At 54.3% G+C, this 20,648-nt stretch carries 16 protein-coding genes; 11 read left to right on the forward strand and 5 right to left on the reverse strand.

All coding sequences use genetic code 11. The features are described from left to right. Positions 1–46: 46 nt before the first annotated feature. From C5Y83_RS20385 to C5Y83_RS20405, 5 genes are all read left to right on the forward strand, one after another. Positions 47–1,342 (forward strand): PQQ-binding-like beta-propeller repeat protein, encoded by a 1,296-nt coding sequence (locus C5Y83_RS20385; protein WP_105331586.1) that lies wholly within the window; start codon positions 47–49, stop codon positions 1,340–1,342. 460 nt (positions 1,343–1,802) lie between these two features. Beyond that, on the forward strand, positions 1,803–3,110 hold the full coding sequence (locus tag C5Y83_RS20390; protein WP_105331587.1) for a DUF1501 domain-containing protein: 1,308 nt from the start codon (positions 1,803–1,805) through the stop codon (positions 3,108–3,110). Positions 3,111–3,344: 234 nt separating this feature from the next. Then, on the forward strand, positions 3,345–5,762 hold the full coding sequence (locus tag C5Y83_RS20395; protein ID WP_105331588.1) for a PPC domain-containing protein: 2,418 nt from the start codon (positions 3,345–3,347) through the stop codon (positions 5,760–5,762). Between the two features lie 127 nt (positions 5,763–5,889). Next, a complete protein-coding gene (locus C5Y83_RS20400) occupies positions 5,890–8,280 on the forward strand; it encodes a DUF1549 and DUF1553 domain-containing protein (protein WP_233207318.1) in 2,391 nt (796 codons plus the stop codon). A 96-nt stretch (positions 8,281–8,376) separates the two neighbouring features. Beyond that, entirely contained in the window at positions 8,377–11,169 is a 2,793-nt protein-coding gene (locus C5Y83_RS20405; RefSeq protein WP_158262428.1) for a c-type cytochrome domain-containing protein, read from the forward strand. A 90-nt stretch (positions 11,170–11,259) separates the two neighbouring features. Here the strand turns inward: C5Y83_RS20405 and cysK are convergent, their stop codons facing one another. Further along, positions 11,260–12,201, reverse strand: coding sequence for a cysteine synthase A (gene cysK / locus C5Y83_RS20410; protein WP_105331590.1), 942 nt, complete (start codon positions 12,199–12,201; stop codon positions 11,260–11,262). Positions 12,202–12,344: 143 nt separating this feature from the next. Between cysK and C5Y83_RS20415 the strand changes: the two genes are divergently transcribed. Then, positions 12,345–12,710 (forward strand): cupin domain-containing protein, encoded by a 366-nt coding sequence (locus C5Y83_RS20415; RefSeq protein ID WP_105331591.1) that lies wholly within the window; start codon positions 12,345–12,347, stop codon positions 12,708–12,710. A gap of 14 nt (positions 12,711–12,724) precedes the next feature. On the opposite strand, the gene C5Y83_RS20420 is transcribed toward C5Y83_RS20415, so the two are convergent. Next, positions 12,725–13,117 carry a CbiX/SirB N-terminal domain-containing protein gene (locus tag C5Y83_RS20420; RefSeq protein ID WP_105331933.1) on the reverse strand — a complete coding sequence of 131 codons (393 nt, stop codon included), beginning with the start codon at positions 13,115–13,117 and terminating at the stop codon, positions 12,725–12,727. Positions 13,118–13,199: 82 nt separating this feature from the next. Here C5Y83_RS20420 and C5Y83_RS20425 point away from each other — a divergent pair, with 82 nt between their 5' ends. Then, positions 13,200–14,678 carry an AEC family transporter gene (locus tag C5Y83_RS20425; RefSeq protein WP_158262429.1) on the forward strand — a complete coding sequence of 493 codons (1,479 nt, stop codon included), beginning with the start codon at positions 13,200–13,202 and terminating at the stop codon, positions 14,676–14,678. Here C5Y83_RS20425 and pyrE read toward each other — a convergent pair. Next, complete coding sequence (gene pyrE, locus C5Y83_RS20430; protein WP_105331593.1) at positions 14,662–15,216, reverse strand: orotate phosphoribosyltransferase; 555 nt, start codon at positions 15,214–15,216, stop codon at positions 14,662–14,664. The genes C5Y83_RS20425 and pyrE overlap by 17 nt on opposite strands. A 105-nt stretch (positions 15,217–15,321) precedes the next feature. Further along, positions 15,322–16,089 carry a hypothetical protein gene (locus C5Y83_RS20435; RefSeq protein WP_114304693.1) on the reverse strand — a complete coding sequence of 256 codons (768 nt, stop codon included), beginning with the start codon at positions 16,087–16,089 and terminating at the stop codon, positions 15,322–15,324. A 238-nt stretch (positions 16,090–16,327) separates the two neighbouring features. Between C5Y83_RS20435 and C5Y83_RS20440 the strand changes: the two genes are divergently transcribed. Continuing rightward, positions 16,328–16,570 carry a hypothetical protein gene (locus tag C5Y83_RS20440; protein ID WP_105331595.1) on the forward strand — a complete coding sequence of 81 codons (243 nt, stop codon included), beginning with the start codon at positions 16,328–16,330 and terminating at the stop codon, positions 16,568–16,570. 11 nt (positions 16,571–16,581) lie between these two features. On the opposite strand, the gene C5Y83_RS20445 is transcribed toward C5Y83_RS20440, so the two are convergent. Next, positions 16,582–17,376 (reverse strand): PhzF family phenazine biosynthesis protein, encoded by a 795-nt coding sequence (locus C5Y83_RS20445; RefSeq protein ID WP_105331596.1) that lies wholly within the window; start codon positions 17,374–17,376, stop codon positions 16,582–16,584. 148 nt (positions 17,377–17,524) lie between these two features. On the opposite strand from C5Y83_RS20445, the gene pdxA reads away from it, so the two are divergent. From pdxA to C5Y83_RS20460, 3 genes are all read left to right on the forward strand, one after another. Then, positions 17,525–18,523, forward strand: a complete 999-nt coding sequence (gene pdxA, locus C5Y83_RS20450; RefSeq protein ID WP_233207295.1) for a 4-hydroxythreonine-4-phosphate dehydrogenase PdxA — start codon at positions 17,525–17,527, stop codon at positions 18,521–18,523. A 198-nt stretch (positions 18,524–18,721) separates the two neighbouring features. Next, a complete protein-coding gene (locus C5Y83_RS20455; protein ID WP_105331597.1) occupies positions 18,722–19,936 on the forward strand; it encodes a PQQ-dependent sugar dehydrogenase in 1,215 nt (404 codons plus the stop codon). Between the two features lie 123 nt (positions 19,937–20,059). After that, positions 20,060–20,611, forward strand: a complete 552-nt coding sequence (locus C5Y83_RS20460; protein ID WP_105331598.1) for a hypothetical protein — start codon at positions 20,060–20,062, stop codon at positions 20,609–20,611. The last annotated feature ends 37 nt before the right edge of the window (positions 20,612–20,648 follow it).

Genomic DNA, 20,648 nt, shown 5'->3' on the forward strand with positions numbered 1-20,648 from the left:
GCGAAGCAGAATTCTGTTTGTTGAAACTTGACCTGGGAGACGCACGATGCGATTATTTTGCGGTTTTTTGGGCATGTTGGTGCTATTCTCAGGCTGCCGACAAGAGCCTGTCGAAGAGATACACTCCCCGACGGCAAGCGCAGACGATGTTGCTCATCCAATCGAGTTTCCGCCAGGTAGCTGGCCTTGGTGGCGCGGCCCAGATCGTAATAACGTTGTCACGGAAAATGTTGTCGATTTTCAGTGGTCAAGTCAGCCTAATGTGGCTTGGAGTGCGAAAATCCAGGGACTTGGACACTCCTCGCCGATTGTCGTAGGCGACAAGGTTTTGATCACGACGGCTGACGAAAAGCAGGAGTCGAAGTCCCTTTTGTGCTACGATGCGGCGACTGGCAAGCCGCAGTGGACCCGTCCGATTCATCAGGGCGGTTTCATGCGAACCCATCAAAAGAACTCTCAAGCGTCATCCACGCCGGCCAGTGACGGAAAATATGTGTTCACCGCGTTCATGGTGAAGGACTCGTTGTACGTAACCGCCGTCGATCTGGCGGGACAAATCGTTTGGCAGAAGGAAGCGGGGCCGTTCCGCAGCCAACATGGCTACGGCAGTTCACCGGTTATTTTCGATTCTTACGTGATCGTCCTGGGAGATTCCGATGGCCCCGGCTTTTTAGCGGCCTTGCGTCGTGATACTGGGGAGATCGTATGGCGAATCTCACGTTCGAACCAACCCAGCTACGGCACGCCCATTCTGGCGGATATTGCCGGGAAAACGCAGCTACTTGTCGGCGGTACCGGGCATACGATCAGCTACAATCCTGAAAACGGACAAGAGATCTGGCGAGTATCTGGCCCGGCGAAGACAACCGCGAACACGCCCAATGTTGCAGGAGATCTCGTGATTTCCAGTGGTGGTTACCCCCAAAACGGCGTGTTGGCGATTCGAGCGGACGGAACCGGGGATGTCACTTCCACGAATTTGGCCTGGAACGCTCGAGAGCGAATCTATGTCCCCTCGCCTCTGATCAATGCTGGAAAGGTCTTTGCCGTAAATGATGATGGAATAGGCCTTTGCTACGATATCGAGACGGGGGAACGACTCACTCGGCAGCGAATCGGCGGTAACTTCAGTGCCTCATTGACGTTATACGGCGACCACATGCTCGCCCCAGACGAACAAGGCACCATGCACATCTTTAGAGCGACGAGCGATTTCGACGAAATTACTACGTTTCGCTTGGACGGCAACGGCTTTGCAAGTCCTGTATTTGCCGGGGGAAAGCTGTTTTGGCGGACGTCGACCCATCTATACTGTCTAGTTCCGGGCACGCCTGCCCCCTAAAGCTAGTCGTCACGAAACATGCTGTTATGCGATCGGATGAAGAAACGACGAAAAACCAGCTAAGCGTCGTCCCAAAAGTGAAGGCTTGATATGTTCCAAGCCTCTTGAGATAAATGGGTTACGTGGATTCTGGGGCTCGAGGGAGATGAGGATTACAGCGGTTATATTTCTTTTGACAACCCTCTGATGTATCGTTATATTAGCCCTTCGATGGATAAGGCTACTTCTATCTGAAGGCGTTTTTCCCGTCACACCCTACCTATGATGCCTACCTAAAGTGATCGTCATCCTGATTCGACGGTCAGCTACTGTCAATTGTTCGCGTCGAACTCCCTTGCGCTTCCTTCGAGGGTCGGTCGCGGATCCTTCCGTTTTGCTCGAATTGCCGTGAAACCATTCAGCAAGTTCGAGTCATTCCATTAAAGCAACACGCCTCAAGATTAAACTGTTGGAGATGGCCATGACGAAGTGCAAGGGGAATCCGCTCAGTCGACGTAACTTTCTGACCGTCGGTGCCGCCGCTGGTCTCGGACTGACGATGTCGGACATGTTCCGACTTCAAAAGGCTCAAGCCGAGATTAAAGATTACGACTTCATCGAAGCCAAGGCGAAGAGCGTTATTCACATCTACCTGCCCGGTGGTGCCGCCCAGCAAGAATTGTGGGATCCCAAGCCTTACTCGCCGATCGAGTATCGCGGCGAGATGAAAACGGTCAAAACCAATACGGGCGAATACTTCAGCGAGTCGCTTCCTAAAACAGCAGGAATTGCTGACAAGTTGTGTATCATCCGCTCGATGACGCATGGTGAAGCGGCTCACGAACGTGGTACTCACAACATGTTCACCGGGTATCGCCCGAGCCCAGCGTTGAAGTTCCCCAGCTTTGGGGCAGTGGTCAGCCATGAGTACGGCCCACGTAAGAATCTGCCTCCTTACGTTTGCGTTCCGAATGTTCCTAATGAATTCGCAGGGACGGGTTACCTCAGTTCTTCGTTCGCTCCTTTCTCGTTGGGTGCTGATCCAGCGAGCGGCGGATTTAAGGTGCGTGACTTGAGCCTGCCAGGCGGCGTCGATGAATCTCGCTTCTATCGTCGCCGTTCGGCGTTGGAGGCGGTCAATTCGTACTTCGCTCAGAAGAACGAATCGGATCAAGTGGCCGCCATGGACACCTTTTACGAACGAGCCTACAGCCTGGTTTCTTCGCCGGAAGCTCGTGAGGCATTCAACATCGATGCGGAAGATGCCAAGCTGCGTGACGAATATGGTCGCAATACCGCGGGCCAGCGTATGCTGATGGCTCGCCGCTTGGTTCAAGCAGGCGTCCGCATGGTCACGCTCACCTATGGTGGATGGGACATGCACAACCAGATCACGAACAGCATCAAACGCCAAGTGCCAGACTTCGACCAAGCCTTCGCGACTCTGATTCGTGACTTGGAGCGTCAGGGCATTTTGGATGACACGCTCGTGATGGTTTCCTCAGAATTCGGCCGTACGCCGAAGATCAATAAGGATGCCGGTCGCGATCACTGGCCGAAGGTGTTCAGTGTCGCCCTTGCGGGTGGTGGTCTGAAGAAGGGCTACATTCATGGTGCCTCGAACGCTACCTCCAGCGAGCCGGAACTCGACCCGGTCGGCCCAGAAGATTTGGCAACGACCATGTACCACCAAATGGGTATCGTGGCGGACAAAGAGTTGATGGCCCCGGGCGATCGTCCGATTGAAATCGTCGACGGTGGCAAGGTAATCAAAGAGCTGTTGGCTTAAGATTTGCAATAAATCGCGCCCTAAATATCACTGCAAAGCATGAAAAAACTTCGTCTTTGTGGTGGGCGAGTTACAATGAAAACGAGTCGGCCTGAGGCGAAATCTCAGGCCGATCCTGTCATCCCACCCCAAAAGTGGTCGTTCCGCTACTCGCCGGCTTTGCCAATCGCTGGCAGGGAATGATCAATCTGACCTACCTTCCGAACGTTCCTTTCAACTGGACGCGGTGCCTTTATGAAACGCTTCCATCTTCTTGCTTTGGTTTTGGCCGTTACCTCGTTGGCGGCAACTGCCGGTTGGGCTGCCGAACCAAATTTGCAACGGCTTGATCCGCCTGGATTTCAGCGCGGGACCGAAGTCGAAGTCACCCTTCGCGGTGATCGAATCGAAGACGCCGAAGAATTGATGTTCTACGAACCTGGAGTGACGATGAAGTCGCTCGAGAAGGTTGACGCGAAAAGTGCCAAGGTGGTCTTGAACGTCGCCCCAGATTGCCGCTTAGGCCAACATGGTTTGCGGCTTCGTACAGCTTCCGGCATTAGTGACATCAACTTGTTTTATGTCGGCGCCTTGCCTGAGGTGGAAGAGAAGGAACCGAACAACGACTTCAAAGAACCTCAGCCGATTGAGTTCGGATCGACTGTCAATGGTGTCGTGCAGAACGAAGATGTTGATTACTTCGTTATCGAAGCCAAGAAGGGGCAGCGTATTTCCGCCGAACTGGCCGGTTTGCGACTTGGCCGGACCTTCTTCGATCCCTATCTGGCAATCCTGAACGAACAGCGTTTCGAGCTCGCCAAGAGCGACGACGAACCACTGGTCTTCCAAGACTGCGTTTGCTCGTTAATTGCTCCCGAAGATGGCAAGTACATCATCCAGGTTCGGGAAAGCAGTTACGGCGGTAACGGCAACTGTGTTTATCGCCTCAGTGTTGGTAGCTTTCCACGGCCGTTAGGTATTTACCCAACCAGCGGTAAGCCTGGGGAAGAGATTGACGTGACCTGGCTCGGCGATGCATCTGGCATTCAATCGGCGAAGGTCAAACTGCCAGAAACCCCTGGCGAGTTTCTCTACTACCCAGAAGACGAGTATGGAATTGCTCCGTCGCCCAACCGTTTGTTCGTATCGGATCTACCCGACACGACGGAAGTCGAGCCGAATGCCAATCAGGATCAGGCAACTCCCATGGAAGCCCCAGGGATGGCTAGCGGTGTGATCGGCGAAAAGGGAGACGAAGACTACTTCAAATTCCCTGCGAAGAAAGGTCAGGAATACGACATCCGAGTTTACGCTCGCGAAGAGATTCGGTCGTATCTCGATCCCGTGATCAATGTCTTTCAGGCCGATGGGAAACATATTCAAGGAAACGATGATTCCAACGGTAACATCGACAGCTACCTACGAATCAAAGCGCCAGAAGATGGCGACTTGGTCATTCGTGTTCGCGATCACCTGAATTCAGGCAGTCCGCTAAACGTTTATTGTGTCGAAGTGACCCAGCGAAAGCCAGCATTAACCATCGAAGTACCTGAGGTTGAGCGATATAAAGCCCGTACGGTCAGCATCCCGCAAGGCAACACGATGGCAGTCATGCTTTCGGCCCGTCGCGAAAACTTTGGTGGGGAGCTGAATTTCAGCTTCGAGGATCTGCCAGAGGGTGTTGAAGTCACCACGTTCCCGATGGCGGACAACACGAACCTTTTGCCGGTTCTGCTTTCCGCAAAGGCTGATGCTCAGCCGAACGGCAAGTTGGTTGACGTGGTCGCTCGCCCAACCAACGAGGACTTGAAGATTGAAGGTCACATCAAACAGCGAAGTATGCTGGTGCGTGGTCAAAACAATCGCGACATGTGGGGACACGACGCCAATCGTTTGGCGGTTGCCGTAACCGAGAAAGTTCCGTTCAAGATTGAAATTGTGCAGCCCAAAGTGCCGATCGTGCGAGATGGCTCGATGCAATTGAAAGTGGTTGCGACGCGTGATGAAGGCTTCGATAACGAGATTCGCATTCGTCTCTTGAACGATCCGCCAGGCATCGGCGCATCGCGTTCGATCAAAATCGAGAAGGGCAAGAACGAAGCCTTGATCCCGATGACGGCCAACGGTGGTGCTCAAATTGGCACCCACAAGATCTGCGTTCTCGGAACCGCCGGGTACAAAGCAGGCAGCGTGGAAGTGGCGACGCCGTTCGCTGATTTGACGGTCGAAGATCGTTTGGTCGATTTCGCCTTCAACAAGGCGGCCGTCGAACAAGGCCAAGACACCAAGGTTATTGTCGGCTTGAGTCCGAAACGAGACTTCCCAGGCGAGGCGACCGTCCAACTGCTGGGCCTTCCGGCCGGGGCGAGTTCCGAGCCGATCAAGGTGACCAAGGACGTGGAAGAAGCAGTCTTCGACGTGAAGGTTGCTAAAGACGCGAAAGATGGGAAGCATGCTTCGATCGTGGCTCGCATCACCGTCAGTCAGAATGAAGAGCCGATCATTCAGACCAACGGCAACATCGAACTACGGATCGACAAGCCGCTGCCGCCGAAGGTAGCCACCGCTGCACCGCCGAAAGCGGAAGCGAAGAAGGAGGCTCCGAAGCCTGCTCCAGAAAAGCCGCTAACTCGCTTAGAACAATTGCGACTAGCCAAAGAACAAGGCAACTAGTTCTTCCTTGTTTTTCACTGCCTACCCAGCTCCCGATATTTCGACCCACCCAGGATTTCCGGCGTAAGCCAGAGGAGAGCCAACCGTGAAACAATACGGCATCGCTCAATGGATGATCAGCGGACTCATGTTATGCCTGGCGGTTTCGACTGCCCGAGCCGAGAGTTCGATTCGCGAAATCAACGTCTATCCTTCTTCGATCGAACTGCTCACCAGCCGTGACTCGCAGCGTTACATCGTGGTCGCCACTCGTGACGATGACGTAACACTGGATGTCACCGCCCAAGCGACAGTCGCGTTGGCAGACGAAAGCAAAGTCAAACGGGACGGCAACTTGATTCTTCCCGCAGCCGATGGCGAAACGACGTTGTCGGTCGAATATGGTGGCCACAAGGTCGAAGTTCCCGTGAAGGTCGAGCAAGCGAGCGATGAGCGTCCCGTTAGCTTTCATCTCGACGTGATGTCGGTTTTCATGCGTGCCGGTTGTAACACCGGAAGTTGCCACGGGGCGGCTCGCGGTAAGGATGGGTTCCGGCTCTCGCTGTTCGGTTTCGATCCGAACGGAGACTACTTCCGCACGACGCGCGAGCAGGCAACTCGCCGTATTAATCTGGCCAATCCAGAATCGAGCTTGTTGCTGGAAAAGGCGATCGGCGCCGTGCCACACACCGGTGGTAAGTTGTTCGATAAAGACTCCGAGTATTACGCGACCCTTCTTCGTTGGCTGGAAACGGGTGCTAACCAAGATGAAGGCGAAGTGCCGCGCTGCCAGAACATTGAAATTTATCCGCCTAAAGCAGTACTAGAAGGGGAAGGGGCCCAGCAGTCGTTTATCGTCAAGGCTTTTTACTCGGACGGTACAACTCGAGATGTGACCAATTTGGCCGTCTTCATGTCGAACAATGACAACTCGGCACCGATCGATGCCGACGGTCTGTGTACAGCATCGAAGCGAGGCGAGGCGTTCGTCATGGCTCGCTTTGAAACGCACACGGTGGGGAGCCAGGTCATCGTGCTGCCGAAAGAATTGCAGTACGAGAAGCCTCAAATCGCCGGTAACTACATCGACGAGTTGGTGGGCGCCAAGTTGCACAAGCTAAGGATTCTGCCGAGCGAAGTCTGCTCGGATGAAGAATACCTCCGTCGAGCCACGGTCGACATTACCGGCAAGCTGCCAACGGAAGAAGAGTATCAAGAATTCATCGCGGATACTTCCGATGACAAGCGAGCCAAGTTGGTCGATCGTTTGCTCGAGCGGAAAGAGTTCTCTGAAATCTGGGCGATGCGTTGGGCCGAGTTGTTGATGATCAAGAGCACCAACACCGTCAGCCAAAAGTCAGCCTTTCTTTATTACAGTTGGTTGACCGAGCAGATCTCAAACGATGTGCCGCTCGACCAGATGGTCCGTGAAATCTTGACCGCTTCCGGTGGTACGTTCAGTAGTCCGGCAACGAACTACTACGAGATCGAACGCGATACCTTGAAGACGGCAGAGAATGTCGCCCAGGTTTTCATGGGACTGCGAACTCAATGTGCTCAGTGCCACAACCATCCATTCGATCGTTGGACGATGGACGATTACTACGGATTCGCCGCGTTCTTCTCACAGATTGGCCGTAAGAACACCGAGGATTACCGGGAACGCATCATTTACGATCGTCGCAGCGGTGATGTTCGGCACTTGGTTGACAACCGCGTGATGGAGCCAAAGTTCCTGGGTGGCGTGGTTCCGGACATGAAGGGACGTGATCGTCGTGAAGTGCTCGCTGAGTGGTTGACTGCCCCTGAGAATCCCTACTTCGCTTCCAGCGTGGCGAATCGTGTTTGGGCCAGCTTCTTCGGTGTGGGGATCGTCGATCCGGTCGACGACGTCCGCGTGAGTAATCCAGCCAGCAACCCGGAACTATACGAGACGCTCGGTAACAAGCTGATCGAATACAACTACGATTTCAAGAAGCTCGTTCGCGATATTTGTGCCTCAACCGCCTACCAACGAAAGACCCTCCCCAACGATAGCAATCGTTCTGATACGAAGAACTTTGCTTATGCTCAGGTTCGCCGAATTCCGGCCGAACAGCTTCTCGATTGCATTAGTGCAGCCACCAATCATGATGAGAAGTTCGGCGGTTTGCCGCTCGGTGCGAGTGCCGTTCAGATCGCCGATGGTCGGACTTCGAACTACTTCCTGACGACCTTTGGCCGAAGCCAACGCGAAACGGTTTGCAGCTGCGAAGCCACTACCTCGCCGACTTTGTCGCAAGCGTTGCACATGCTTAACGGTTCCGCGACGCAAGGTAAGATTTCGCAAGGTAAGCTTGTGGAAGGCTGGGTCAAGGAAGGTTTGAGTGAGGATGCAATCATCGAGAAAATCTTCATTCGTTGCCTCAGCCGAAAACCGAGTGCCGAGGAACGTGAAAAGCTTTTGGCGACCATGAAGGAAGAAGAAAATAAGCAGCGCGGGCTGGAAGATATCTTCTGGGCGGTGCTCAACTCGCGTGAGTTCATGTTCAATCACTAAGCGAGAATGCTAGAGATTTTGGCCAAGCTTCCAAATCGTGGAAGCTTGGCACCCCACCAAAGTTTGCCTGCCTTTTTTCCGCACAGAGAACGAGCGATGCGATACTGCCTGCCTTTCCTCCTCCTGTTCGGTTTGACTACGTTTGCCACTGCTGCTGACGATGCCAAGCCTGCGGGGGACGACGCGCCGAAGATTACCTTCGAAGATCACGTGCGCACCATCTTTCGTGAGCACTGCTTCACGTGCCATAACCAAAACGACGCCAAGGGCGGTTTGAATTTGGAAAGCTACGGCGCGACGATGGAAGGGGGAGCTAGTGGCGAGGTTATCATCGAACAAGATGTTGAAAGCTCGCGTTTGTTCGCCCTGATCAGTGGCGCGGAAACGCCCAAGATGCCACCAGGCTCCGACTTGATTGCGAAGGAAAAGCAGGACATCATCCAGAAATGGATTGAAATGGGAGCCCTGGAGAACAGCGGCTCGAAGGTCAAAAAGAAGAAAAACACTGGCTTGGCGATGAGTGGTCCGGTGAACACCGGAAAGCCAGAAGGTCCGGCCGCGATGCCAGAAGGCTTGTGGAAACAACCGGTCATGGACCTGGATGGTTCCGGGGCAATCACCGCAATGGCACACAGCCCGTGGGCTCCGTTAGTGGCTATCGCCGGTCAAAAGCAAATTGCCCTCTACAACACCGACACGCTCAAACTAATGGGCGTTATCCCTTACCCGCAAGGCATCCCCTATATCCTTCGCTTCAGCCGAAACGGCGAACTGTTGATGGCCGGTGGCGGACGCGGTGGTTACTCGGGAAGCGTCACGCTGTTCGACGTAAAGACCGGCAAGTCGATCGTTACTGTTGGCGACGAATACGACGTCGTGCTGGCCGCAGACGTCACGCCAGATCACTCGCAGATCGCACTGGGTGGTCCGCAGCGTTTGATTCGCATTTACTCCACGGCTGACGGGTCGATGCTTTACGAAATCAAGAAGCATACGGACTGGGTGACCTCGCTGGCCTATAGTCCTGATGGTGTTTTACTGGCCTCAGGAGATCGCGCGAACGGTTTGTTTGTTTGGGAGGCGGATACTGCTCGTGAATACCTGAATCTGCAGGGCCACAAAGAGGGCATCAACGCCGTCAGCTGGCGTTCGGACTCTAATGTCTTGGCATCCGCGAGTTCGGACAATGACGTCAAACTTTGGGAAATGGTGGAAGGCAAGAACATCAAGTCCTTTGGAGCCCATGGTGGCGGATCCGAATGGGTTAGCTATACCCATGACGGTCGCATGGTTACCGCCGGTCGTGACAAGGTCGCCAAAGTTTGGTCGGGCGACGGTAAGGAGCTGAAGAAGACCCCTGGCTTCGCCGACCTGACCTTGCGTGCGGTCTTCAATCACGACGGCACGAAGATTGTCGTGGGCGATTGGACCGGTGAGATCCGAGTCTACAACGTGGAAGACATGCAAGAGCTTGGCAAGCTGAACGCGGTGACCCCAACCTACGAGGAGTTGATCACTTCGTTACAAGGCGAGATTGGCACGTTCGATAAGGCAGCTTCCGAGGCCAGTGGTGCTGCCGCAGCGGCGAAGCAAGCCTGGGAAAGCCATCTTGGCGCCATCGAAAAAACGAAGCAAGGTTCAGCCGAAAGCAAAGCTGCCACCGATGCTGCCAATGCTAAGGTTGCGGAACTGAAGAAGGCTGTTGCGGACGTTGAAGGTAAACTGAACCAGCATCAGAAAGAAGTGGCTGCGAAGCAGGCCGATGCCGAGAAGTGGTCGGGCGAGATCGCCAAAGCCGAGAAAAACATCGGTGACCTGAACGCAAAGCTGGAAAACTACAACAAGAAGATCGAAGAGAAGAGCTCGGTAATGACCGCCCTCAAGGCGAACCAGGCCGAGCATCAGAATCAGCTCAACGATTTGAAAAGTGGCTTGGAAAAGAAGCAACAAGCTCAAGCATCCGCCGCCCAGAAAGTAACCGACCTTGACGCAAAGATCGCGGAAGCGACGAAGCAGAAGGAAGAGGCGGCTGACGATCAGAAGGAATCGAAGCAAAAAGAAATCGATACTTTCACCCAAGAACGCACGGCCGCTCAAGCGGAAGTCGACCGCTTGGCGGGCGAAGTCAAACAAGCAACCGAAGCGATCACCGCCAAGGAAGCGGAGCTAAACAAAGACGCTGAAATGATCGCGGCTGCGGAAGCAGAAGTAAAGCAGCTGGAAATGGAAACCGCCAAGGCAACGCAAGAGAAATCGAATCTAGAGAATGCTCTAGCTTCTGCCGAAGAGAACAAGAAAGCGGCCGTCGCTCATAAAGCTGAGGCAGAGAAAGCGGTTGCGGACGCGAACAAAGCTCGAGAATTGGCGGCCAAGCAGTTGGCCGATCAGCAGAGTCAGATCGCGAAGTATGCTGATCAAATGACGAAGTTGGCTGAGCGGCTGAAGAAACTAGAAGAGGGCAAGGCAAACCTCGAGAAGGATCTGAACGAAAAGGCAGCTGCTGCGAAAGCCTCGGCAGAGAAGGCCGCGGCCGCAAAGCAAGAGCTGGAGTCGCTCAAGGCGGAACAAGCAGAATTCGCTGCCTATCCCGCCAAAATCCAGGCCGAACAGCAAACGCTGCTGACGGGCTTGAAGACGACGGAGCAGACTCTGACCGAAGCTCAGGCCCAGCAGGCCGAAATGGAAAAGCAGATGGAAGCCAAGCTGGCCGAAATCGCGAAGCTGAAAGCGGCTTTGGATAAGGTGATGGAAGAAAAGTCGGCAGTCTATGCCAAGCTCAGCGAGCAGAAAAAGAAGGTCGAGCAAGGTACCGACGAAATGTCGACTGCGCAGGCCAAGCTGGAAGAATTGAAGCGGCAGCTCGAACTGCTGCAGAACGTTTACCAGTAATTGAACATCTAGTGTTACGAAGCAAAAAAGGCCGGCTTGATTTGCTCAAGCCGGCCTTTTTCTGTGAATACAATTGAATCGAACGCGGTCCTAGCCTTCCAGGCCACCAAATAGGGGCGTTGAAAGGTAGCGTTCGCCGACGCTGGCCAAGACAACCGCGATTCGCTTGCCCTTCATTTCGGGGCGAGCGGCGAGTTGTGCGGCGGCCCAGATCGCGGCACCACTGCTGATACCAGCGACCAAACCTTCCTCTTTGGCCAACATGCGAGCCCATTCGAAGGCATCTTCGTCGTCGACTTGAATCGTTTCGTCGATCACGGAGGTGTCGAGGTTATTCGGAATGAATCCAGCACCGATCCCTTGAATACGGTGCTTACCAGGCTCACCACCACTGATCACGGGTGAATTCTTAGGCTCGACGGCAATCGCTTTGAATTCTGGATTCTTCGATTTGATGAATCGAGCCACACCGGTTATTGTTCCACCGGTACCAACGCCCGCGATAAGCGCATCGACCTTGCCGCCCATGTCTTCCCAAATTTCAGGGCCGGTAGTTGCTTCGTGGATTGCTGGGTTGGCCGGATTATCAAACTGGCCAGGCATCCAGGCACCTTCTTCGTTGGCGACCATCTCAGCAGCCGTGCTGATTGCGCCCTTCATTCCTTCGGCGGCCGGAGTCAAAACCAAGTTCGCGCCCATGGCACGTAAAAGCGCGCGGCGTTCGAGCGACATCGATTCCGGCATGGTCAACGTCAGCTTATAGCCTTTGGCAGCACAGACGAAGGCCAACGCAATGCCGGTATTGCCGGAGGTTGGTTCGATGATGTGGGTGTCTTTGGTGACGACACCACGTTTTTCTCCGTCAGCGATCATGGCGTAGCCGATGCGGTCTTTCACGCTGTTCAGCGGATTAAACCATTCACACTTGGCGAAAACTTCAGCGCCTCCCTGGGGGACAATCCGATTGATATGTATCATCGGGGTATCGCCAATGGCATGGCATGCATCGTCAAACGTCTTACTGCGGGGCATGATTGGTTTCCTTCGTTTTTTCTATGAGAGCGCGAAGCTTGGATGATTTTTGCGCCAAGTATCAATAAACGCCCAATTGTGTCAATAAGATTCTCTCACAGGCGTAAGTCTTCCGCCAGAACACTCAACGAGGCTAAATCGACATGGATATCGTCAACCTGAACGAAGCTCCTCCTTTCACTACGAAAGATGGCTCTGAAATCCGCGAACTGCTGGCTCATCGGAACTCGTGCATCGAGAAGCAAAGCCTGGCCGAAGCGCGACTTCCCGTCGGAGCCAGTACAACAGCGCATTATCACGAGAAGACCGAAGAGATCTATTACATCACGCACGGTCAGGGGAAGATGCAGATTGGCGAAGAACTACTCGATGTGAGCGTCGGGGATGCGATTGCCATTCCGCCAGGTCAGGTCCATCAAATCACGAACACCGGGACGGAAATCCTGCGTTTGTTGTGCTGCTGTGCACCTGCCTACGAGCACGACGATACGATTCTGGTCGACTTGTAAGTTTCGTCGCCGGCTTAATCCAGGCAATCTTCGATACGATCCTGAATGATCTTTAGCATCAGCGGGTGAGGTCCCAGTGGGTGCGTCACGGTGAAGCTGACTCCCGCATGGTTAGCGGACGCCTCCCTCGCCAATTGGGGGATGTCCTCGTGCCAATGCCGGCCGGGGGACAGGAAGTAGGGGTGGACGATGATTCGATTCGCGCCCTGGGCGACGCAGCGGGCAAACGCCTCAGCAATCGATGGTTCGGCCAACTCCATGTGGGCTGGCTCGACAATTCCGAAGTCGCTCGTCTGACGAAATTGCTCGACGACCTCCAGCAGCAGATCATTGCTTTCGGCCCTTCTCGAGCCGTGATCGACGATGATGATGCCAAGCTTCGTGTCGTCGTTTGTGGTTTTTCGCATCGAACGGTTTCAATTTGTTAAAGGAGGACTAAGCCCGATTGTTGCCGGGCTTGCGAGCGATTACGCTGGGACGATGTCCCTAATGCAAGTCATTACGATTCTAAGCATCACGGCGGCGGTTTTCACAGTGATGGGGATCGGCGCCGCCGCTCGATCCCTGCATTGGCTGACACGCGAAGCCGATGCTGGCATCTTGAAGCTGTCGATTCGCGTTTTGATGCCGTGCTTCATCTTTCAAAAAGTGGTCGGTAATCCGGCTTTCGATGAGGCCAGCAATGTCATTCTGCCGCCGATCTGGGGTTACATGGCCGTGGCAATCGGGTGCTTGATCGCCTATTGCTTTGCTCGCGGTAGCGGAGCAGTCCTTGGATTCGATACGTCGGATAAAGTCCACTCTTTTGCTATCTGTATTGGGATCTTCAATTACGGGTTCATTCCCATTCCGCTGATCTCGGAAATCTTCGGAGAACGGGCGTTGGGCGTGTTGTTTCTGCATAACGTCGGAGTCGAACTGGGGATTTGGACGATCGGAGTTAGCTTGGCCAGTGGCGGGCTGACCAAAGGTTGGTGGAAGAACGTTCTCAATCCTCCCAGTATCACGATTGTTATTTCATTGGTCATCAACGGGCTGGGCTGGGCTCACTTGGTACCGGAATTCATTTCACAAATCACCGGAATTTTGGCCAGTGCCGCGATTCCTGTCATGATGCTGCTGATCGGAGCGACTTTCTACGATCAGATCTTTCATGCCAAGGTCGAGGGCGATCCCAGCAGTCCCTGGCCGGCTTACGTGTCGTCGGTTTTACTGCGGTTGTTGGCGATTCCGGTACTCTTTCTGTTAGCCGCAATGTGGTTGCCGATTTCAGTGGAACTGAAACAAGTGGCAGCAATTCAAGCTGCCATGCCAGCGGCCGTGTTTCCTATTGTCTTAACAAAACACTACGGCGGGGATGCTCGGACTGCATTGCGGGTGGTCATGGCCACGACGGTCGTGGGATTTGTTACAATTCCCTTGTGGATCTCGACAGGTATTTCGTGGCTCGGCCTCGAGAATACCGTACTTGAGCAAACACCCAAGGAGGCAACCGTGGGACCAAAGTTAGAGCCGGTTGAAGCGATGCGCGTGGTAGGCATCTCCGTTCGCACTTCGAACCGCAAGGAAATGTCGCCGGAAACAGGCCAGATTCCATTGCTCTACCAGAAGTATGAATCCGAGAAGATCGATCAGCTCGTTCCTAATCCGGTCGATCCACAAAAACGAATCGCGGTATATGCCGATTACGAATCGGATCAGTCGGGCAAGTTCACGATCTTGCTAGGTCGCCAGGTTGCGGCGGATGCGGAGATTCCAGATCAGCTGGACAAGGTTCGCATTCATCGAGGCAACTATCTGCATTTCGTCGGCGAAGGAGAGATGCCAGCGGTGGTTCCCCAAACCTGGGAAACGATCTGGAATTACTTCGCTGAAGATACTACCCACACTCGCACGTACGATGCTGACTTCGAGATCTACGACGAAGCCAGCCCCAATCGGGTCGATATCTTTATTGCGGTGGAGTGATTCCGAAGTCTTCAATCGTCAGGAGGGTGCGAAGTTCGTACCCGGCGTCGGCGAAGGCCTTCTTGCCACCTTCCATCCGGTCGACAATCGCAATCACGCCCAGCACCTTGAGGCCGGCCGCTTCGACTTTTTCGATCGCCTTGAGCGAACTTCCCCCAGTCGTGACGACGTCTTCCACGATCACGCACGAGTTGCCTGAGACGACAGGGCCTTCTACATCCTGTCCAGTGCCGTGAGCCTTGGCTTCCTTGCGAACGATGAATCCAGCGAGTGATTTCCCCTGAACGGCGGCCATGGTGATGACCGAAGCTGAGATCGGATCGGCACCAATTGCCATCCCGCCCACCGCGTCAGGCAGGCTGTCGCCTAGCATCTCCAGAATGCCGAGACCTACCTGAAGGGCGCCTTCGCTAGAGAGAGTTACCTTGCGACAGTCGAGGTAGTACGAAGCCTTCTTGCCGGAAGCGAGTGTGAAGTCGCCAAACTTCAGGCCCTTTTCTCGCACGATCTCGATCAGACGTTGTTTGTCGTACTGCATTTTTGTGGTTCCTCGACTGCGGGACATTCACCGTATGGATGACCATGGTAACGCATCACGGGAAGTTGGCGGAGGGGGCTCCGGATTGCTGGATTGCCGAGAGGATTATTCTGGCAGTCGTTCGTCGTTCGCGCCGGCCGCCGGATAGATATCTGTCCCCGGCAAGGCTTTTCGTAGCTTCTGCAATCCCTCGGGCGTGACCTGGGTCTCTTGAAGATAGAGCGCTTTCAGCGACTTCATCTGTGCCAACGCTGGGATACTAGCGTCGGTTACGTTCGTACCTAGCAGGAAGAGGACTTCCAAGTCTTCCAGATTAGGAAGCTGGGCGACTGCGACGTCACCAATATCGGTCTTGGCGAGGCTCAATAGCTTCAAGGTCGAAAGATCTACGAGCGGATCAACCGCGGCATCAGTAAATCGAGCGTGAAATAAGGTTGGCTCAGTATCGGTGATGACCGATCCACCGACATAAAGCTTTTCGATCACCGGCAAATCGGTCAGGTGAGTCAAAGCATCATCGGTGATTTGGGTCCCTCTCAAGTCCAAGACCAATAGATGTTGGAGGCCAGTGACCAACGCCAAGTCTTTGTCGGTTACTAAGAGTGGGTTCGGCGTGGTGATGATTTGTATTTCACCTTCTGCGTTTCGCCCAATCTCGAAGCCAACGTGACGGAACTTGCTGACAATCGGATCCTGGTCATTATCGACGCGCTTCGGCAGAGGCGGCTTGGAAACCCAGTTTAGAAACCAAACGCCGACCAGCATCAACACGCCCAATGTGGCTAAGGCAGACAGCGCAAGGATCAGTTCCATCCGCCACGTTTCGCGGTGGGGGCGTTTCGGATCATCTGGGGCAGAGAAGTGCGATGTCATGAAAAGTAGGCTGCCGAGGGGGATGTTCGAGAAGCCCCAAGGATAACATCAACCCACCCTAATGTGCCACGATTTGATCGAAGTGTCCTGTGCTATCACTTGAGGTGCGGGAATTGAAAGATTCTATGAACCGCCCCATGGCACACCGCGTAACAGAAACCATCCCCAGGCGAGGTTCACGACGGAGAGCAACTTCGGTCCTGGCGATGAAGTTCGATTTCACACGGAGGGTAATCAAGTGACCAAGAAACGACACGCATCTCGTAGCAGCAAACGCTCCGGCTTCGGCACGATTGGCGGACTGCTGCGAGCGGTCGCACTGGAAGGCTTGGGAATTGCGGTGTTCGCCTCGCTGGTCGGTTACCCATTGCTAACCCAATGTCAGTCCCGTGTCTCCTGTCTCGATTCGGAACCTTCCGTGATCGATGCCGGGATGCACACGTTGCTGGCGAAAGTTGGTCTGGTGCACGATCGCGACTAGATCGAGCACGTTTAGCACAGGAGTTCGATCTTAGCAACGGTTACCGCGTGCCCTCGTAGGAGGGCACGGTCGTTTCGAACCTCGACTTCGACTTCACCCCCGCGCGGAGATGCTTGATACGCACTCAGCGTTTTCTTGCCGAGCCGCTTGCTCCAATATTCCCCTAGTAAACAGTGAGCCGAGCCCGTAACTGGATCTTCGGGAATCCCGCAGGCTGGGGCAAAGAAGCGGGAAAGAAAGTCATAACGGGGATCGTCGCTGGCTGCGGTAACCATAACGCCCCTGGTTGTCGCCGGGGCCAACTGGGCGTGATTCGGTGATATTTTCCTCAGCATTTCCGCCGAGGGAATTTCGATCAACCAATCCCAGGCGTTCTTTCCGCAAAAACTGGCATCAGTAATCCCTAATGCTTCCAGCAGACCTACTTCCGGGGTGAGTGGCGAGACCGGAGCGATTGGAAAATCGAGCTCAATCTTGTCTGCCACGCGCGACGCGGAAAGCGTACCACTGCGTGTTTCAAACGCGATCGTGCGATCGGTCGTAATTCCACCTACCTGCCACAAGATGTGAGCCGATGCCAAAGTGGCGTGCCCGCACAAATCGACTTCGACGACTGGCGTGAACCAACGGAGCCGTAACGCCTCGCCTTCCGGATAGACGAATGCCGTCTCGGCGAGATTCATTTCCGCAGCCACTTGCTGCATCCAGTGGGGATCGGCAGGTTCGTCCAAAAGACAGACCGCGGCTGGGTTGCCGGCAAAGGGCTTCTGTGAGAACGCGTCGACTTGATACAGCGTGTGCGACATGAAGACTCCCTCAAGTGGAAAGCAAAGCAGTAGCGTGTTTGTCGGACGCAAGTTGACGGAAGTGGGTTCGCCCACCTCGGCGAAAATCGACTGGCAGCTACAATAAAGTACGTGTACCCCACTCGCTATCCCCTGGAAAGTTCCTCGCGTGTCGCAACCTCGAATCATCATTACCATGGGCGACCCGGGCGGCGTTGGCCCGGAAGTTTGCCTGCAGCTGCTTAGCGATCCGAAGCAGTACGCACCAGCGGTTCCGATTGTGTTTGGGGATGCCGCGATCTTGCAGAAGGTGGCCCGGAAATGCGAGTTTCCTGAACCGACAACGATTGTGCCGTACGATGCGTCGCTCGATCTGCGGGCAATCCAGGAGGCAACGGTGGTCGACTTCGGAACGATCGATTGTGAGACCTTCGTCCCGGGCAAAGTGACTGCGGAGGGGGGAGAGGCTTCGTATCAGTACATCATGCGAGCGATCGACGCGGCACTTGCAGGCAAAGTCGATGGCATCACTACCGGGCCGATTAATAAAGAAGCCCTCCATGCGGCCAAACATTTTTACCCTGGTCACACCGAGATCTTTATCGAACGATGCGGCCACGAATCGGGCTGCATGATGCTGACAAGCGAGTTGCTGACTTGCAGCTTTGTAACCACACACGTTGGTTACCGTGATGTGCCGGAGTTGCTCACGATTGAGCGGATCGGAGAGGTTATCGATCTCACGGTTGATGCGATGCGAAAGATTCGTAAACGCGAGCCCAAACTGCTAGTTTGCGGACTCAATCCGCATGCGGGCGAACATGGTTTGTTTGGCGATCGCGAAGAGGAGCGAATCATCATGCCGGCTGTGCAGTTCGCGCGTGATAAGGGAATTCAGATCGATGGACCGGTCCCACCCGACACCGCCTTCTTAGCCGACCGCCGACCGCTGTACGACTGCGTGGTTTGCATGTACCACGATCAGGGGCATATTCCACTCAAGGCCTTGGCATTCGACGTGGCGGTCAATACAACGCTGGGCTTATCGATCGTACGAACCTCGGTCGATCACGGCACCGCGTTCGATATTGCCTGGCAGGGCAAGGCTAAGGTTTCGAGCATGATTCACGCGGTTCGCCTGGCAGGAGATCTCGCCAACCGGTCATGATCGCTGCTGAGATGCCGATGTTGATCGGACGTCGTGACTGACCCCCGTCGGTTGAGAATCTTGTCTCTCGTTTTGCTTTATTTTTCAGGCACCACTGCACGTGGAATCTGGGTAACGGTCTAGCTAGAATAGAGCGGGCGTTTTCTGAACGCCTTAGCCCGTGCATCTTTCCCAACTTTCTGATTGAGCATCTCGAATATGAATCGTTTGTCGCGTTTGTTGTGTGTCGCCTTGCTGATTTGCGGACTGGCTGCGCCTGTCTTGGCTCAAAAGCCTGAAGATGGTCCTCCGATTCCCAATGACCCTGTTTTGCCGGTGAAGCCGAAGAAGACATTCACCAATCTGCGGATCCGTCGGCCAGTGACGATCACCAATGCCGGTGATGGTACGAATCGAATCTTCTTTGCCGAGCAGCAAGGCGTGATCCTGGCCGTGCCAAACGATCCAGAAGTGGAAGAGGCCGAAGTCTTCCTCGACATCGAAAACGAAGTTCGTTTCAATCCAAAGCAGAATGAAGAAGGGCTGCTTGGCTTGGCTTTCCATCCAAACTTCAAAGAGAACGGCGAGTTCTTCCTGTACTACACCATCAAGAAAGGCCTGGTCTCGCACGTCTCGCGATTCAAGACCTTGAAAGATGATCCGACCAAGGGAGATCCGAGCTCAGAAGAAATCTTGCTGACGATCGAGCAGCCGTACTGGAATCACAACGGTGGTAGCATCGAATTTGGTCCTGATGGCTACTTGTATGTTGGGCTGGGTGATGGTGGTTCTGGTAACGATCCGCACGGCAACGGTCAGAACCTGGGAACTTGGTTGGGTTCAATCTTGCGAATCGACGTCGACAAGAAGGACGAAGGAAAGAATTACGCAATTCCCGCGGACAATCCTTTTGTCGATACCGAAGGTGCCAAGCCTGAGATCTACGCGTATGGTCTGCGTAACATCTGGCGATTGACGTTCGACCGCGAGACCGGTGCTTGCTGGGTTGGCGATGTCGGCCAAGGTATCTGGGAAGAGATCGACATCATCACTAAGGGTGGCAACTACGGCTGGAATGTCCGTGAAGGTTTGCATCCGTTCTCGGAGCAGTACGCCAAGCCCGGTGCGAAGTACATCGATCCTATCTTCGAGTACCATCACAACGTGGGTAAGTCGATCACCAGCGGCTACGTTTATCGTGGTAAGAAGGTGCCACAGTTGGAAGGAAAATTCCTGTACGCTGACTACGTTGCCGGTAAGATCTGGGCGCTGGAATACGATTACGAAACCGGCAAGGCTGGCAAAAACTATCGTATCGAAGAACCTTCCAATCCACCGGTCGTCTGCTTTGGCGAAACGGAAGATGGAGAGGTGCTGATGAGCGCAATCTTCGGGGAATACGGTTCGATTTACGAATTCGTCCCTGCTGAATAATTGGCAGCGGATCGCGCAAATTGCGTGACCCTGGCAAGAAATTAGCCAAGAATGGCCGATACCTGACGAATTCCCCAGCGGGACTCGCATGGTATCGGCCTTTTTCTTTTCCCATGGTGATCCATGAAGCAGTCAATTTTGATTATTGGTTTGGCGGTCCTTGCGAGCGTCACCTATGGGATCATCCATGATCAAATTACCGCACGGATTTGTGTCGAGTACTTTACCATTGGTCATGTGCCGATCCTTGGCGGAACGCAAGATCCAACGCTGCTGGCATTTGGCTGGGGCTTTCTGGCGACGTGGTGGGTTGGGGTGATGCTGGGTATTCCGGTCGCATTTGTATGCCAGACAGGTTCGATGGTCACAAAGTCCGCGAAGGATCTCGTGGTTCCTCTAGGTGTGCTGATGGTTAGCAGCGGCCTATTGGCATGCGCGGCCGGTATTGTTGGATATTCGTTAGCATCTCGCGGGCAGATTGAACTGGTAGGCAGAATGGCCGAACTGGTACCGCCGGAGAAGCACGTTGCCTTTTTAACCGACTTATGGATCCACAATGCGAGTTACGCCGGCGGTTTTCTCGGTGGCATCGTGTTGATGATCTGGATCGTGATCGATCGATATCGAATCACATACGGGAAGAAGACCGAGACGCTCCGGCCGGTTGTTGGGTGAAGCCGTCTTGGGATGATCGCCAGTCATAAGCAGGAAG

This window comes from Blastopirellula marina, from assembly GCF_002967765.1.
GTDB lineage: Bacteria > Planctomycetota > Planctomycetia > Pirellulales > Pirellulaceae > Bremerella > Bremerella marina_A.